Origin of the sequence: Streptococcus sp. Marseille-P7376 (assembly GCF_902460385.1) — a bacterium.
Classification (GTDB): Bacteria; Bacillota; Bacilli; order Lactobacillales; family Streptococcaceae; genus Streptococcus; species Streptococcus sinensis.
Window position 1 is genome coordinate 184402 of the sequence record NZ_CABPTS010000002.1, and the last position, 16474, is coordinate 200875.

Sequence of the window (16474 nt, forward strand, 5' to 3'; positions counted from 1 at the left end):
ATTTAGCGAAAACAAGGATTTTTCAGAATTTTCTCAATATAGCAAAGATAAGGTTACTGCCAATAGGATGGCCGATTTTTTTCGTATTCTGTAATCAAATCTTCATACTGCAACGTAATGCCAATATCATCCAAACCGTTGAGGAGCTTATGCTTCCATTCTCCATCAATGTCAAAAGAGAAGTCCCCCACCGGTGAAAAAATCTTCTGCTGCTCCAAATCCACCGTCATTTCATCCGTCGGCTTCAGATTAGCCAAGGCTTGCCGTACTTCTAGCGACTGGACGATTGGCAGCATGCCGTTATTGAGCTCATTGTTGTAGTGAATATCCCCGAAAGATCCAGCAATGACTACCTTAAAGCCGTAGTCAGCCAAGGCCCAGGCAGCATGCTCTCGAGAGGAACCCGCTCCGAAATTATCCCCTGTAATCAGAATAGTCGCCTTGCGATACTCTGGTCTATTAAAGACGAAATCAGGATCTTCGGTGTACTGGTTGTCCAGATAGCGCCAAGCATACATGAGGTACTTGCCAAAACCTTTTTTATCAATCAACTTGAGAAACTGCTTAGGTAAAATTTGGTCTGTATCGATATTATCGTTCATGAGGGGTACCGTCGTCCCCGTGTAGATTGTAAATTTTTCCATATAACTTCCTTACTGGACCTCCGGTAGCTGGCGGACGTCTACGAAGTGCCCGGCAATAGCTGCCGCTGCTGCCATAGCTGGACTGCAAAGATGGGTCTTAGCGCCAAATCCCTGACGATCCTCAAAGTTCCGATTACTGGTCGAAGCACAGTGGACTCCGTCTGGCACCTTATCTGGATTCATTCCCAGACACATGGAGCAACCCGGATCACGCCACTCAAAGCCTGCATCCATGAAAATTTTATCCAGTCCCATCTTTTCAGCAGCCCGCTTGACCGGACGAGAGCCTGGTACGACGATAGCTGTCAGATTGGGAGCAATCTGCTTGCCAGCGACAAACTTAGCTGCCAGCTGCAAGTCACTGAGTCTAGCATTGGTACAGGAGCCGATAAAGATATAACCTAGATCAATATCTTCTGCTTTCTTACCCGGGGAGAGGTCCATGTAATTGTAGGCCCGCTCGTCGTTCATATCACGGATTTCAGGGAAAGCCGCGCCGAACTCTACTCCCATAGAAGGATTGGTTCCCCAAGTCACCATAGGTGCCAGCTGGGAGACATCAATCTCAATGACCTTATCATAGACAGCATCGGGATCACTGACCAGAGTCTTCCAATCAGCTACTGCTGCCTCAAAGTCCTTAGGTGCTCCCGGCCGCCCTTGAACGTAATCATAAGTCTTCTGGTCGGGATTCATAATGCCCATCTTAGAACCAAACTCTATGGACATATTGCAGATAGTCATGCGCTCTTCCATAGTCAGATGGTCAATCGCATCCCCAGCATACTCGACCACATGACCGACTCCTGCAGCCACACCATATCGGGCAATCAGAGCTAAGATAAAGTCTTTAGAATAGACGCCTTTCGGTGGCACCCCGGTAAATTGGACCAACATTTTCTTAGGCTTGACCTGCCAAATGGACTGCGTGGCAAAAACGTGCTCCACCTCCGAAGTACCGATTCCAAAAGCAATAGCTCCAAAGGCTCCGTGAGTGGCCGTGTGACTGTCGCCACAAACGATAAATTTCCCTGGCTGAGTCTTGCCTGTTTCGGGCCCAACCATATGGACAATCCCTTGCAACTCTGATCCATGAGCCGCATGCTCAATGCCAAAATCCTTGACATTCTCAGAAAGTTTATCAATCTGAGCCTTGGAAATCACATCCCGAATATCATAGATATTGACCGTAGGAACATTATGGTCAAAGGTTCCAAAGGTCAAATCCGGCCGTCTAACCTTGCGCCCTGCATCTCGAAGGCCTTGAAAAGCCTGAGGGCTGGTTACTTCATGAATATAATGCTGATCCACATACATAAGCTGGGGTTGCCCTTCTTGGCCTGTTATGACATGCCTGTCCCAAAGCTTATCAAAAATTGATTTTCCAGCCATACTAGCTTCTCCATATGTAATATAAAATTCCAATTTCCACTATTATTCCGCCAATCCAAGCCAGCCAAAAATACCATTTTCTGGTCTTGTGATGAAAGAGACGACCGCCTAATAAAGCGCCCAAACCTCCGGCTGCCAAAGCTGACAAGAGCAAGGTCTTCTCGGGAATGCGGTAGTGATTTTTTTTAGCCTTTCGCTTATCCCAGCCATAAAGCAGGAAAACGACAAGGTTCCATAGCAGGCAAATACCCGTTACTATCCATTTCATAAGTTCTTAATAATTGCCTCCGTCATTTGAGCTGTCCCTGCCTGACCGCCAAGATCTCGGGTTAAAATCCCCTGAGCCAAAGTCTTTTCAACCGCTGCTTCAATCACCTCTGCCACTTCAAGCTCTGCAAAACTACCCCGCAGCATCATGGCCACAGAAAGTATCATACTGATAGGGTTGGCAATGCCTTGCCCTGCAATATCTGGAGCAGAACCATGGATAGGCTCGTAAAGACTTGGTCCAGCTGCCGAATGACTGGCCGATGGCATAACTCCCAGCGTTCCTGACAGGACACTGGACTCGTCTGATAGAATATCCCCGAAGAGATTTTCCGTTACTACAACGTCAAACTTAGCAGGATTGGTAATCATGAGCATCGCAGCACTGTCCACCAGCTGGTGCTCTAAGGTCACATCTGGATAATCCTTGGCCACCTCATCGGCTACTCTGCGCCAGAGTTTGGATGTTGCTAGTACATTTTGCTTGTCAATACTGGTCACGCGCTTTCTGCGACCACGCGCAATATCAAAGGCTTTACGGACAATTCGCTCCACCTCTTCATAGCTGTAGTCATTGATATCACGCGCAGATTTGTCCTCCAAAATATGCTGACCAAAATAAATCCCACCAGTCAGCTCGCGCACGACCACAAAGTCCACGCCAGCAATACGCTCTGCCTTCAAAGGCGACAAATGCTTAAGAGCATCGAAAATCTTAACTGGACGGATATTGGCATAGAGTTCAAGCTCCTTACGCAGAGCGAGCAAGCCTTGCTCCGGTCGAACTGGGGCATTATCATACTGGGGACTACCAATAGCTGCTAGGAGAATAGCATCCGCCTCCTTGGCCGCTTCTAGAGTTGACTGAGGCAGAGGATGCCCTTCCGCATCAATACCAGCACCCCCAAAAGCCTTCTCCGTAACATGATAAGTAAAGCCGAACTTGTCCGCAACAGCAGCCAGTACTTGGAGACCAGCCTCCATGATTTCTGGGCCGATACCGTCGCCCGCCAGAGCTACAATTTCTTTTGTCATAGTCGCTTCCTTCTAATTATTTGCAGGCAGATCGCGGTAAGATACCTGATGGCCGATTTCACCAGCATTTTCCTTTTGCACAAAGGTATTGGCATGGATATAGGCAATGGCGCTGGCCTTAAGAACATCAAAGTCAATACCAGAAGAGTTGAAAATCGTATCAGTGTCGGTATTTTCAACAGCTACCAAGACGCGAGCCTGAGAGTCGATACCATCCGTCACCGCTTCAATATTATAAGACAAAAGCTGAACAGACTGGTTAAAGAATTGGTCAATCGCATTAAAGATGGCTTCAACGCTTCCTTTGCCTTCCGCCACACAGCTGACTGTCTCACCATCGCCATTAACCAACTGCACATCCGCTGTGATAGTATGGTCGTCATTGGTCGTCAACTGCAGATCATCAAAGTGGAAGCCTTCAGGATTTTCGACCGTTGTTCCGGCAATCAGAGCCCGAATATCAGCATCCGTGACTTCATTTTTCTTATCAGCCAAGACCTTAAACTTAGCAAAGAGATCATTAATTTCAGATTCTGCAAAGTCCAGAGCCAGTTCTTTGAGTTTTTCGACAAAGGCATGGCGGCCAGACAGCTTGCCAAGCGGTAGTGAATTGCTCTTGACTCCAACCAGCTCAGGCGTGATGATTTCATAGGTCAATGGATTCTTAAGGACGCCATCCTGATGGATACCGGATTCATGAGAGAAGGCATTTCCACCAACGACTGCCTTGTTCTTAGGCACTGGAATACCTGAGAAGCGGGACACCAGCTCAGAAGTGTTAATCGTTTCATTAAGGACAATGTCTGTCTCAACTTGGTAATAGTCTTGACGAATTTCTAAAGCAACTGCTACTTCTTCCAACGCGGCATTACCAGCGCGCTCACCAATACCGTTGATCGTGCCTTCCACCCGCCTAGCTCCGTATTTGACCGCAGACAGGCTGTTGGCTACTGCCATTCCCAAATCATCGTGACAGTGAGGACTGTAGATAATCTCACGTTCCGTTTGGACATTGTCAATCAGATACTTGAAGATATTGCCAAACTCTTCAGGTGTAGTAAAACCAACCGTATCTGGAATGTTAATGTAGCTAGCACCCGCATCAACTGCTGTCTGGACAACTTGGAGCAGAAAGTCCAGCTCGGTACGTGTCGCGTCCTCAGGTGAAAACTCTACAATCTCAAACTTGGAGCGAGCATAGGAAACGTGCTCCTTAATAGCTGCTAAAATCTCTTCCTTGGATTTTTTCAACTTGAACTCTCTATGAATGGGACTGGTCGCGATGAAAACATGGACTTGCGGGTATTTGGCATCCTTTAATGCTTCATAACAAGCATCAATATCAGACTTAACCGAACGCGCCAGACCAGTGACGGAAGCTTTAGTGATGACTTTAGCAATCTCTTGCACAGCCGCAAATGAATCTGGGCTAGCAGCTGGAAAACCAGCCTCAATAGCAGAAATGCCCCATTTTTCTAGTTGCTTGGCAATGGCTACCTTTTCCTTAACGGAGAAATTTACTCCCGGTGTCTGCTCACCATCCCGAAGGCTGGTATCTAGAAATTCAATTTTGCGCATAAACATCCCTCTTTCTTTATCGTTTAAAACAGCTAGAGAAAATCATTGTCGCTAATAGATGAAACCGTAAACTGAACTTTTAGCTAGTTTTAGCAAAGCACATCCTAACAAAGATTTTCGAAGAGTATAAAAACAAAAAACATCTCGCTTGAAGGCAAGCGAGATGTTGATTTACTCCCGCTTGGTAAGCCAAACAGGACTAATGCTTTCGCACTAGCCCGAGTAACGCAACAACAAAGCAAAGTTTGAAAATTGGGTTGACTTCATGTTTGACTGACTCCTTTTGAAATGTTATTGCTAGTATTTTAACACAGTATCATTGGGCTGTCAACAAATAACCTAGCATTTTCAGAATATTTTTTCAGTATAGAAAATTCTTAACTATTGAAGGTAAAATAAACCAGCAGAGCGACACTCGTACTGGTGAAATGTTCAGCGACTCCTTCTCACATACTGAGTGAGCCTGAACATCATGAAAGCAAAAAGAATCACTGCAACAATCCAAATCGTTCGCAAAGCGTAAAATTGGATGAGGTAAGTAGAAATAATAGCTCCGGTGATGAAGCTTCCTAACAAAGCAACGAAAAAGATACCTTCTTTCAGATACGGCTTTTCGCTAGTTCGGACAAAATTTCCAAAAGCTACCATCGTTTTCTTGATATTTCCTGTCATAAAAGAATTATTATAGACAATGCCATCTACTTCGCCAAAGGCTGTCGCAACAACTCCCATGCAGAAAGCGATTGGAGGAACGATAAACATATTTGGCACCGTATTGGGCATAGAACCTACCAAGGTACAGATAAGCACCAGAGGTGAGATACTGGTTACCCGCCATAATGACTGCTCGAAAATGGGGCGGAAAACAGTTATCAGGAAAATGCCCAGCATGAAAGCCAGCATGGTAGCCAGTTTCACTTCAATTTCTCCAGTTTTATGGTGAATCAGCTCAACGGACAAAAAGACGACATTCCCTGTTTGTCCAGCGACCAAGGTACCCCCACGCTCCATAAAAGTGTAGGCATCCACAAAGCCTGCGCAAAAGGTCAGCAGACAGGCAAAAAACTTCGATCGCGAATGAAATTCTCTTTTGACTAACTTTTTCATCATTGACCCAAAAAGTCCAGTGTAACACCAGACTTCCTTTCTATCCTTCTCTTGCTTCCTCCAAAATCTTTTCAATCTTGGTGGTAATCAAATCAATCGCAACTTTATTAGAAGCGCCTTCTGGAATGATGACATCCGCATAGCGCTTGGTCGGCTCGATAAACTGATGATACATGGGCTTAACGACACCAAGATACTGCTCAATGACACTATCCAGACTGCGGCCGCGCTCTTCCATATCCCGCTTAATCCGGCGGATAATCCGTACATCATCATCAGTATCGACGAAAATCTTGATGTCCATCAAATCGCGTAGACGTTGTTCTTCCAAGACCAAAATTCCCTCCACAATGAAGACATCCTGCGGTTCTTGACGATAGGTTTTGCTGCTGCGAGTGTGCTCCGTATAATCATAGGTCGGAATGTCCACTGGACGACCAGCCAAAAGTTCCTTGATTTGCTCAATCATGAGGTCTGTATCAAAAGCAAAAGGATGGTCATAGTTGGTCTTAACCCGCTCCTCAAAAGTCAGATGGGACTGATCTTTGTAGTAGGAATCGTGTTCAATCATGGCAATCTTTTCATTAGGGAAATTAGAAAGAATCGCTCGAGAAACACTGGTTTTCCCGCCACCTGAGCCACCTGTAACACCGATAATAATAGGTCTGTTTTGCATTGTTCTCTCCATTACTTGTTATCCTATCTATTATACCAAAATCATGATATAATGAAAGGGTGAATCAAGAAAAATTGAGGAAAATCATTACAAAAGGAGAAAGCATGTTAAGACTCGGTATCATTGGCACGGGATTTATTTCCCATGAGTTTATCAAGGCAGCTCAACTAAGTGGTGAGTATGAGTTAGCAGCTGTCTATTCACGGACACTTAGTTCAGCGGAGCGTTTTGCAGAAGCCTATGAAAATGTCGCCCTCTACACCGATATGATTAAATTCTTATCTACCGACCTAGATGTGGTATATATCGCCAGTCCCAATAGCCTCCACTTCAACCATGCCAAGGTAGCCATTTTGGCTCGAAAACATGTCATTGTTGAAAAGCCGGCTGTATCAAGACCTGAAGAATGGCAAGAATTGATCAAACTGGCAGCTGAACATCAGGTTTATATCTTTGAAGCAGCCAGAAACTACCACGAAGCAGCTTTTACAGTCATACGCGACTTCCTTAAAGACAAGAAGATCTGGGGAGCTAATTTCACCTATGCCAAATACTCCTCCAAGATGGGAGCCCTGCTGAGTGGACAAGAACCCAATGTTTTTTCTGCTAAATTCTCAGGCGGTGCTCTGATGGACTTGGGGGTCTATACGATTTATGCTGCTGTCCTGCTTTTTGACGCTCCACAAAGCGTCTGCTACACAGCTCAGCAACTGCCAAATAGCGTTGATCTCAATGGTTCAGGCAGCCTGATTTATCCTGATTTTCAAGTCCGCATTCAGGCTGGAAAAAATATCAACAGCCACCTGCCAGCTGAAATCTACACAGACCAAGGCACCCTGACCTTAGATGGTATCGAATATATCCGCTCTGCTATTTTCCTAAAGCTCAATGGAGAGACAGAAAGTCTAGCTATCCGCCAAGCAGACCACCAAATGCTGGAAGAGGCTCAGGCTTTTGCTCAGGTGCTTAAAGGTGGCCAAGAAGAGCTTTACAGCGACTATTTGCAGGCTGCTGCTGCCGTTCATGATTGCATTTTTGCCATGAGAAAAGACGCTGGCATTAGATTTGAGGTTGACCATGATTAAAGAAACATTCCCAACAGTCTGGCAGGACCAGCTAAATCAGCTGGGTTTTGCTGAACTGACTGCTATCCAAGAAAAAATATTCCAGCCCATTTCTCAGGGACAGACGGTGCTAGGCATCAGTCCGACCGGTACGGGCAAGACATTGGCTTATCTCTTTCCTAGCTTGTTGAAATTGAAGCCTAAAAAAGCGCAGCAGCTTTTGATTTTAGCTCCAAATACAGAACTGGCAGGACAGATTTTTGATGTCTGCAAGGCTTGGGCTGAACCTCTGGGCTTGAGCTGTCAACTCCTGCTCTCTGGTAACAGCCAGAAAAGGCAAATCGAACGTCTTAAGAAAGGTCCGGAAATCCTCATTGGTACACCGGGTCGGATTTTTGAGCTCACCAAGCTCAAGAAAATCAAGATGATGAATGTCGACACTATTATCCTAGACGAATTTGACCAGCTTCTCAGTGATTCCCAGTATGCGTTTGTTGATAAGATTCTGCATTATGCACCGCGTGACCACCAGCTGATTTACATGAGTGCTACGGCAAAGTTCGATCAAGATAAGATTGCCGAAAATACTCTACGTATCAGCATTGACGACCAGACTCTGGACAATATCCAGCACTTCTATATGCAGGTGGAGAAACGTGACAAGGTCGAACTCTTGCGCAAACTATCCAATGTAGAAGAATTTCGTGGATTAGTCTTTTTCAATAGCCTGTCTGATTTGGGCAGCGCCGAAGAAAAGCTTCAGTACCGAGGGGCCAGTACGGTCTCCCTAGCCAGCGATGTCAATGTAAAATTCCGCAAGGTCATTCTGGAGAAATTTAAGGATTACGATATCACGCTCTTGCTGGCGACGGACTTGGTTGCCCGTGGCATTGATATTGATTCTCTAGAATGCGTGGTCAATTACGAAGTGCCGCGCGATCTGGAAACCTACACTCATCGTTCCGGCCGAACGGGTCGCATGGGCAAAGAAGGCTATGTCATCACTTTCATCAGCCATCCAGAAGAACTAAAAACTCTCAAAAAATATGCCTCCGTCCGAGAGATTATTCTGAAAAATCAAGAACTTTATGTAAGACCTTAACTCAAAGCTACACTCATAAACGGGCTTTACCAGATGGATTGAGCAAATTATAAGAAAAGCAAAAAGCATTGGAAATCTTGAATTTCCAATGCTTTTCTTAATTTCTGCTATAGTAAATCTGATGTGGTTGAAGCTGATTTTCTAGTAGCTCATCAACTGTCACTAGTGTATAACCATTATTCTTTAGATACTCAAGAACACTCGGTAAAGCATCAATGGTCGTCTGATGGATATCGTGCATGAGAATAATGGAGCCTGGCTGGGTTTTGGCCACCTCCTGCATGATAGCGCTGGTATTGCGATTTTTCCAATCCAGACTGTCCACATTCCACATGATAAAGGACTGATCTACTGCGTTTTGCACTGCGGCATTAACCGCTCCATAAGGCGGCCGTGTAATCAAAGGTCGAATTCCTGTTGCTTGATAAATAGCCTCCTGCGTGTCTGTGATTTCCTTTTTAGCTTGGTCCAGAGGCAGCTTGGTCAGGACTGGATGGCTCCAAGTATGAATGCCAAGCTGATGGCCTTCGTCATGAACACGTTTAGCCAGTTCTGGATTGGCTGCAACATTTTGTCCCACCATAAAGAAGGTCGCTTTAGCATTGTATCTTTTCAGAATTTCCAAGGCCTGAGGGGTGGTCTTACTGTCTGGGCCATCGTCAAAGGTCAGAGCCACCATTTTCTCATGCCGTTTGATTTCGTATTGATGATAAGCTTCCAAATCATCGCCCTGCAGATATTCAGAATGGATTTGATCGTAGAAGTTTGAGAGAGGTACCGTCAAGCTCGTCACCCCGTTGATTTCTTTGGGCAAACGAATAGAGAACAAGCCAGCCTCGTAATGAAAGTTCCACCGACTCATATCCATTTCTCGGAGGGCATTCAAAGCCGCTGTTTGCTCTGTTTCATTAACCTGCCGAAAGGTCAACTGGCTGGTCAGCTCATTTATAAAGATTTCCTTGGTGGCTTCTGGATTTTGAAACAGCTTGTCCAAAGTGACTGCTGCACCTTCTTGATTGATATACGTCGAGGCTACTTCTCTTGCCTCCTCAGATTTGATGGTTCTCTTTATGATGTCGTAATCTTTCCTTTGAATAACAATTTCTTTTGTATTTGCCAGACTGGATGACCTTTCTTCTGTGTAGTAAAAGGTCAAGGCAGTCATATTTCCAGCCTCTTTCTTGTCATCTGTAATGCTCTGACTATCTTGTAACATTTGCTCTTTAGCGTTTTGAAAAGGCTGGCCATTCATAAGAGGATAAAAAGCTGCCACATAATGGCTGCCTATCATTCCAGCCTGCTTCTCAGCATTGCCAGCATGCTCTTTTTCTTCCTTTGCAATCACTTCTGCGACCTTTTGCTGGAAATCCCTTTCCTGAAACATTTCATAGATTCGCAGTCCACCAAAAATAAGAAGTCCTAAGAAAAACACATTCAGGAGACTGAGAAAAAATCTCCTTTTTTGAGTATGCTTCCTTTTATCTTGTCTTTTCATCTATTTTCCCCTAAGCTGTCTATCACAAAGTGATTCTGATGTTAAAAAACTTGTATCTTACAAGTGCTAAAATACAAGTTTAATTATTTTTAAAGACTTTTCTCTCGAATCACTTCAACTTTGTAGCCGTCAGGGTCTTTGACAAAGTAGTAATTTGGCGGGTTACCCGGTAGACCTTTTGGTTCAGTCACTTCATAGCCCTTGGCAGCATGCTCGGCGTGCAGACCTTCCAAATCAGGTGTGCTAAGTGCGATATGTGCAAAACCATCTCCAATCACATAAGGCCCGTGATCATAATTATAGGTCAGCTCCAGCTCATAGTCATCGCCTTCCAAACCTAGATAAACAATGGTAAAAGCGTATTCTGGAAAATCTTTACGGCGCAGTTCCTTGAAACCGAATGCCTCTTTATAAAAGGCAATAGAAGCCTCCAAATTTTCTACCCGTAAACAAGTGTGTAGCATTTTTGCTGTCATAATCTTCACCTCTTTATTTTCTTCCCTCTATTATACCGCAGAATCTGTCAAAATTGTAAATTAAATGAAAATTTTTTCAGCCTTTGCTGATTCGCTTTCTGATATCCGACTTTAGAGGCACTTTGATTTCAAAAATTGTTCCGCGTGGTTTATTGTCTTTGACTGTGATAGTCCCTTTCAGGGCATCTACGATTTGTTTTGCTAGAGATAGTCCCAGTCCAAAGCCGCCTTTCTGACGAGTTCGAGCCTTGTCCACCCGATAAAAACGATCAAAAACTTTTTTCTTATCGTCCCCGGCAATCCCTGGCCCATTATCAGAGATTCGCAAAATCAGACTTCGGTCACTGGCCAAAGCCATAAAATGAATCTCTCCATCTTCTTCGGTGTACTTGATGGCATTATCAAAAAGGATGGTCATGAGCTGCTTGAGCAAGACCTTATCAGTCGTGATTGATTTTGTCACTAGATTTTCAAATCGAAAGACCTTGTCACTTTCCTCAGCGATGATGGCGTAGTTAGAAAAGGTCGTCGTGAAAAAGTCGGGCGTAACTACACCATATTCTGGCTTGATTCCATCGTCTCGTCGGGCTAGATTGAGCAAGTTGGTCGTGAGTAGACGCATATTCCGAACTTCCTCTAGACTGGAAGCAATATTCTCACTGGAGTCCATGATTGTGGCTTCGGGCTTACGGAAGAGAGATTCCAGACGATTTTGCAGCACAGCCAGAGGTGTCCGCAATTCGTGACTGGCATTCTCAACAAAAGACTTCTGCTTCTGCATGCTGTCCAAGAGAGGCTTGACGCTCATCCGTGCTAGGTAAATACTAGCAATCAAAGAAATGCCCCAAAAGCTAATCATGACAATCGCAATCAGCTTCTCGTGCTTTTCACTGGTCTGCTCCAGCTGGCTGATACTAGTCATGACCACTGCGTATTTGACATGTTCAATTTCATCATCTGGGTCAATATCAAACAGATAGGCTCGGTAACTTTCGACCTGTCCATAACTATTGGTCAGCTGAATTTGCTTGATTTGATTAAGAAAACGCTTGTTAAATTTGACCGAATCAAAGTTCAAAAAACCGTTCTGCGCCGTCAAATTGTGGTAATCATCATCCAAAAGAATGGCAAACGTGTTGGCACTGACATTTGCCCTGCCCGGTTCCTCAATCTTGATATCAGGAGCTTGATCATGTTCTAGGTTCTTCGGATCTTGCTCTTGCTGGCCTGTTGTCCGATAAGCCAAACTCGCAACAGAAGCCGGACTTTGACTTAAACTTTTGAGATTATCATCAACGGTCGTATAAAGACTGGAGCGCATGACTTGGATAATAATCAGAGTCATAGCTGAGAAAATCAGGGTGAATACACCAAAATAGCGAATGAAATAAGAAAAATCATCCGCATAAAAGGTTTTTTTGAGTTTATTCAGCATTCTTTAAAATGTAACCGACGCTGCGAAGGGTTTGGAGGTTATTCGCAAAAGTCGTTCCTTTCAATTTTTTCCGAATCTTGGATACATAGACTTCCACCACAGAAATCGTCGTATCACTGTCAAAGCCCCATAAACGGTCAAATATTTGAGTCTTAGGCAAAATGACATTTTGATTCTGAAGGAAGTAGACCAACAAGTCAAACTCTTTGCCCAGCAGTTCCACTTCTTTTCCGTCTACCAAGGTCGAGTTGGTCGAAAGATTAACCATCACATCGCCATAGGACAGGGTATTTTCATTAAACTTACCAGAACGTTTGAGCAAGGCCTGAATCCGCATTTTAAGCTCTTCCAGATAAAAAGGCTTAGTCAGGTAATCGTCGGCACCGAGTTCAAAACCATGGCCTTTATCATCGATACTTTCCTTGGCAGTCATGATGAGGACAGGAGTGGTTACCCCTTTTTCACGCAATTCTTTAAGCACTTGGAAGCCGTCCTTTTCAGGCAACATCAAGTCCAGCAAAATCAGGTCATACACGCCACTTTCTGCCTCGTATAAACCTTCTTCACCGTCAAAGACCTGCATAACATCTGCAAAATCATCTAAAAAATCAAATACTGAGTTTGACAGACCGAGGTCATCCTCTACTAATAAAATCTTAATCATCCTGTTCCTCCCTTTTTAGAAAAAGCTTATGTCGTTTCGTTTAATAGAGACATGACAAGCACTTCTCATCTTATCTTAACCTATCTTTTTCTATTATATCATGACTTATTGAAAATACTTTAAGAATTTGTTGTTTTCGAATTATTTTCTATTGTCTCACTGCTCTTGTCATCTTTTGTTGTACCGTCAGCGTTTGACGGCTTCGTTTTTGATTTATTTTCCTGCTGCGAGCCACCCTGCTGACCGTTTTCTTGAGGGAGCTGACCTCCGGGACCGTTTTGTCCACCCATCTGAGGCGGCATGCCATTTTCATTTCCTTGCCCCTGACCTTGAGGAGGTTGCCCACCTTGACCTGGCATCTTGCCCTCTTGGTTCTTTTGCTGCGGCATGGTAGCCTGCACCGAGCTTTGCTGCGGACTTCTCTGAGTCAAAGCACCAATCCCATAGCCACCGACCGCTCCGACAGCTAAGGAGGCACTGGCTACTACGGTCATCCACCATTTGGTACTCTTCTTAACTACAATCATTTTTTCCAAATCCATTTTAAAGTTTTCCTCTTTCTAAATTTCATATTTTCATGGATTTTAACATGATGAAGTAATGTAAATCTTGATTACACAAGTTCATATCCCTTCACATGCTAGGATTATTATAGGGATGCTTGCTTAAACGGGACTGAATTTTTTCTTAAAGAAGGCTGAAAATTGGGGAGTTAAAATTACAAAAAGACCAGACTTTTATCTGATCTTTTCATTATGCTAGACTGATTCTTTAATAGCTTTCTCAACCGCTGCTTTTTCACGGGCAATCAAGTCAACACGCGCTGCGATTTCCTTGATTCCCATGCTGATGTTACGGCTGATAGCCATATCATCCAACTGTGGCTCAAAGAAGGCCTTGTATTCTGCCAGCGCTTCTGCTGTCTTGAAGGCATTCGCTGGATAAATAACGAATTTATCAAAGCTCATGTCGCCACCCAGAGCAGCCTTAATCCAGTCCCAATCATCACGCGCCCAAGTCCAGACAGTAGCTTGAGTAAATTGGTGATTCAAGAGAGGGAAATACCAGCTCATTGCCAAATCTTGTGGTTTCACGATATCCTTGTTTTTCAAAGATTCCAAAATACGAGCAAGTGTTTCTGCATCCTTAGTGTAAGCCAAAGCAGATGCCAATTGGTGTTTGAAGCTGCCATCAACTGTTGAAACATAATCATTCAAGTATTGGTCAGCCAATTCTTTGCTCTCATCATGCTTGATTTGGTTGATGAGAATGTGCAAGCGAATAGCCGCAGGCAATTTCTCCAAGTCCTCTTGATGAGCGGCAAAAATACGGCTTGCTTCTTGACTTGCTGTTTGATCATCAGCGGCAATCAGACTTCCTACAACGATCTGACGAACCAACTCATCTTCATCACTTTCGCCTTCTTTTGCTTCAAAGCCTAGGCGGTCAAAGTTGAATTTGCTAAGTTTAACAACCAATTCATGATAGGCTTTCTCGCACTCGCTTCCTTCGTCCACAAAGAGCTTAAGACCATTCAAAACGGCTTTAACTCCTGAGACAACCAAATAGGAGGTTTCTTCTGTCAGTTTTTCAATAACTGGAACCAAATCAGCAAATGAAATGCTGCCTGCTTCAGCCAAGAGACGGCGCTCTTGCACCACTTGAAGCTTGCTCGTGCTATCCAAGTCTGTAATGGCATCTAAAATATGATCAAGCAAGATGCCTTGATAGTCTGTGATATAGTGGGCTGTATTTTCAGTATTGAAGCGCAAAGCGCCTTCGTTTTGAGCAGCCAAGGCAGAATAATTTGGAATTTCCATCGTTTCTGTCTCCAGCGTATCTGGTAAACCTTTCCAGTTACTATTTAAAGGCAAGACCCAAGTGCGTTTCTTATCTTCATGCTCGCCGATAAAGAATTGTTTTTGAGAGAGTTTGAGCGTATCATTTTCTACTGTAGCTGTCAAAACAGGGTAGCCTGGCTGTTCCAGCCAAGAATCCATAAAGGCTGCTACATCACGACCAGAAGCAACCCCCAAGGCATTCCAAAGGTCACGACCGATAGTATTTCCATACTGGTGTTTAGCAAAGTAAGCATTCAAGCCTTTGGCAAAGGCCTCATCTCCCAACCAACGACGAAGCATGTGCATGAGGCGGCTTCCCTTGGCGTAAACGATAGCCGGATCAAACAAAGTATTGATTTCGTCGGGGTGCTTCACCTCTACATGGACAGACTGAACTCCGTCTGTCGCATCTCGTTTGAGCGCCAAAGGAACACCTGTGGTTTGGAAATTCTCAAAAATATTCCAGCTTGGTTCAATCGCATTAACACAGACGTATTCCATCATGTTGGCAAAGCTTTCATTGAGCCAAAGGTCATCCCACCACTTCATAGTAACCAAGTTACCAAACCATTGGTGAGCCAACTCATGAGCGATAACAAGTGCCACATCCTGACGGCTGGATACCGTAGAATTTTCATCTACCAAGAGGTAAATTTCGCGATAGGTCACCAGACCCCAGTTTTCCATAGCACCAGATGAAAAGTCTGGCAGAGCCACATGGAGTGACTGAGGAATAGGATATTTGACACCGTAATATTCTTCGTAAAATTCAATTGAGCGAACCGCAATGTCCAAAGCAAACTCCAAATTGCTGGCTGGGTGGGCCTTAGTCGCATAGACTCCTACCAAGGTTCCATTCTTGGTTTTAGCAGTAATTCCTTGCATATCACCTGCAGCAAAAGCCAAGAGATAGGAAGACATGCGAGGCGTTCTTTCAAACTTCCAAATGCCTGTCGCTTTACGGTTTTCAACGTCGATTTCAGGCATATTAGACAAGGCAAGTTCGCCTTCTGCTTGGTCAAATTTCAAAGCCAAATCAAAAGTTGCCTTAGCTTCTGGCTCATCCACACTTGGAAAGGCTTCGCGGGCAAAATGGCTCTCAAACTGCGTAGAAATAATCTCTTTTTTCACTCCATCTACTGTATAGTAAGATGGGTAAATCCCTGTCATATTATCTGTAATCTTACCTGTATAGGTCAAGGTTACTTCCACAGGGCCTGCTGCTGCCAATTCAATATAAAGAGCTTCATTGTCATTATCAAGAGTGAAGGGGCGAGCTTGTCCAGCCACTTCTACGGCCTCAATCGTCAAATCCTTTTGGTGTAAGGAAATTTTCTCAGCTTTGGCTTCACCAGTAATGGTAACTTTTCCTGAGAAAGTCTTATCCGCACGATTTAAATCCAAAAAGAGATCATAGTGCTCTGGAACAAAAGTATCAATAAAATGTGCAACTGCTTGCATGTTTTTCTCCTCATCTAATTGAAGGGGCTGGTATTGAAGCAACCTCCATTCAAAATTCATCTGTTACTATTTTACCATAATTAGTGACTTTATACTCTCATCAACTGATTCAAAATTGATTTTTGATTTTAAACATAAAGCAATCCTTTTAAACTCACCTCGTCTTTCTTTTTCTCCTCCCAAAAACAAAAAAAAGACAAGCTTGGCCTGCCTGATAGATTCGTCTCAAAGGAAAAG

At 44.1% G+C, this 16474-nt stretch carries 15 protein-coding genes; 2 read left to right on the plus strand and 13 right to left on the minus strand.

Annotated features, from left to right (window positions below):
• Positions 1 to 53: 53 nt before the first annotated feature.
• The 7 genes from leuD to udk all read right to left on the minus strand — a co-directional run bounded on the left by leuD (position 54) and on the right by udk (position 6699).
• Complete coding sequence (gene leuD / locus FZ952_RS02510; protein ID WP_148880466.1) at positions 54 to 644, minus strand: 3-isopropylmalate dehydratase small subunit; 591 nt, start codon at positions 642 to 644, stop codon at positions 54 to 56.
• A 9-nt stretch (positions 645 to 653) separates the two neighbouring features.
• A complete protein-coding gene (leuC, locus tag FZ952_RS02515; RefSeq protein ID WP_148880467.1) occupies positions 654 to 2036 on the minus strand; it encodes a 3-isopropylmalate dehydratase large subunit in 1383 nt (460 codons plus the stop codon).
• Between the two features lies 1 nt (position 2037).
• A complete protein-coding gene (locus FZ952_RS02520; RefSeq protein WP_062198557.1) occupies positions 2038 to 2304 on the minus strand; it encodes a DUF1294 domain-containing protein in 267 nt (88 codons plus the stop codon).
• The gene (leuB, locus tag FZ952_RS02525) at positions 2301 to 3338 is read right to left on the minus strand and encodes a 3-isopropylmalate dehydrogenase (RefSeq protein ID WP_062198559.1); all 1038 of its coding nucleotides are present in this window, start codon (positions 3336 to 3338) and stop codon (positions 2301 to 2303) included. The genes FZ952_RS02520 and leuB overlap by 4 nt, the downstream gene beginning before the upstream one ends.
• Before the next feature lie 12 nt (positions 3339 to 3350).
• On the minus strand, positions 3351 to 4916 hold the full coding sequence (locus tag FZ952_RS02530; RefSeq protein ID WP_148880468.1) for a 2-isopropylmalate synthase: 1566 nt from the start codon (positions 4914 to 4916) through the stop codon (positions 3351 to 3353).
• 432 nt (positions 4917 to 5348) lie between these two features.
• Positions 5349 to 6023, minus strand: coding sequence for a YoaK family protein (locus FZ952_RS02535; RefSeq protein ID WP_062198563.1), 675 nt, complete (start codon positions 6021 to 6023; stop codon positions 5349 to 5351).
• 40 nt (positions 6024 to 6063) lie between these two features.
• Positions 6064 to 6699: a uridine kinase gene (gene udk, locus FZ952_RS02540; protein ID WP_062198565.1), complete on the minus strand. Its 636-nt coding sequence runs from the start codon at positions 6697 to 6699 to the stop codon at positions 6064 to 6066.
• A 104-nt stretch (positions 6700 to 6803) separates the two neighbouring features.
• Here udk and FZ952_RS02545 point away from each other — a divergent pair, with 104 nt between their 5' ends.
• Complete coding sequence (locus tag FZ952_RS02545; RefSeq protein WP_148880470.1) at positions 6804 to 7784, plus strand: Gfo/Idh/MocA family protein; 981 nt, start codon at positions 6804 to 6806, stop codon at positions 7782 to 7784.
• The gene (locus FZ952_RS02550; RefSeq protein ID WP_148880471.1) at positions 7777 to 8865 is read left to right on the plus strand and encodes a DEAD/DEAH box helicase; all 1089 of its coding nucleotides are present in this window, start codon (positions 7777 to 7779) and stop codon (positions 8863 to 8865) included. Before FZ952_RS02545 ends, FZ952_RS02550 begins: the two co-directional genes overlap by 8 nt.
• Before the next feature lie 97 nt (positions 8866 to 8962).
• Here FZ952_RS02550 and FZ952_RS02555 read toward each other — a convergent pair whose 3' ends face one another.
• The 6 genes from FZ952_RS02555 to FZ952_RS02580 form a co-directional block, all read right to left on the minus strand.
• Positions 8963 to 10360, minus strand: a complete 1398-nt coding sequence (locus tag FZ952_RS02555) for a polysaccharide deacetylase family protein (RefSeq protein ID WP_148880472.1) — start codon at positions 10358 to 10360, stop codon at positions 8963 to 8965.
• A gap of 89 nt (positions 10361 to 10449) precedes the next feature.
• On the minus strand, positions 10450 to 10836 hold the full coding sequence (locus FZ952_RS02560) for a VOC family protein (protein WP_062198569.1): 387 nt from the start codon (positions 10834 to 10836) through the stop codon (positions 10450 to 10452).
• 76 nt (positions 10837 to 10912) lie between these two features.
• A complete protein-coding gene (locus tag FZ952_RS02565; RefSeq protein ID WP_148880473.1) occupies positions 10913 to 12271 on the minus strand; it encodes a sensor histidine kinase in 1359 nt (452 codons plus the stop codon).
• Positions 12261 to 12935: a response regulator transcription factor gene (locus FZ952_RS02570; RefSeq protein WP_148880474.1), complete on the minus strand. Its 675-nt coding sequence runs from the start codon at positions 12933 to 12935 to the stop codon at positions 12261 to 12263. The genes FZ952_RS02565 and FZ952_RS02570 overlap by 11 nt, the downstream gene beginning before the upstream one ends.
• A gap of 119 nt (positions 12936 to 13054) precedes the next feature.
• A complete protein-coding gene (locus FZ952_RS02575) occupies positions 13055 to 13477 on the minus strand; it encodes a hypothetical protein (RefSeq protein ID WP_148880475.1) in 423 nt (140 codons plus the stop codon).
• Between the two features lie 216 nt (positions 13478 to 13693).
• Positions 13694 to 16237, minus strand: a complete 2544-nt coding sequence (locus FZ952_RS02580; RefSeq protein ID WP_148880476.1) for a M1 family metallopeptidase — start codon at positions 16235 to 16237, stop codon at positions 13694 to 13696.
• Positions 16238 to 16474 lie beyond the last annotated feature (237 nt).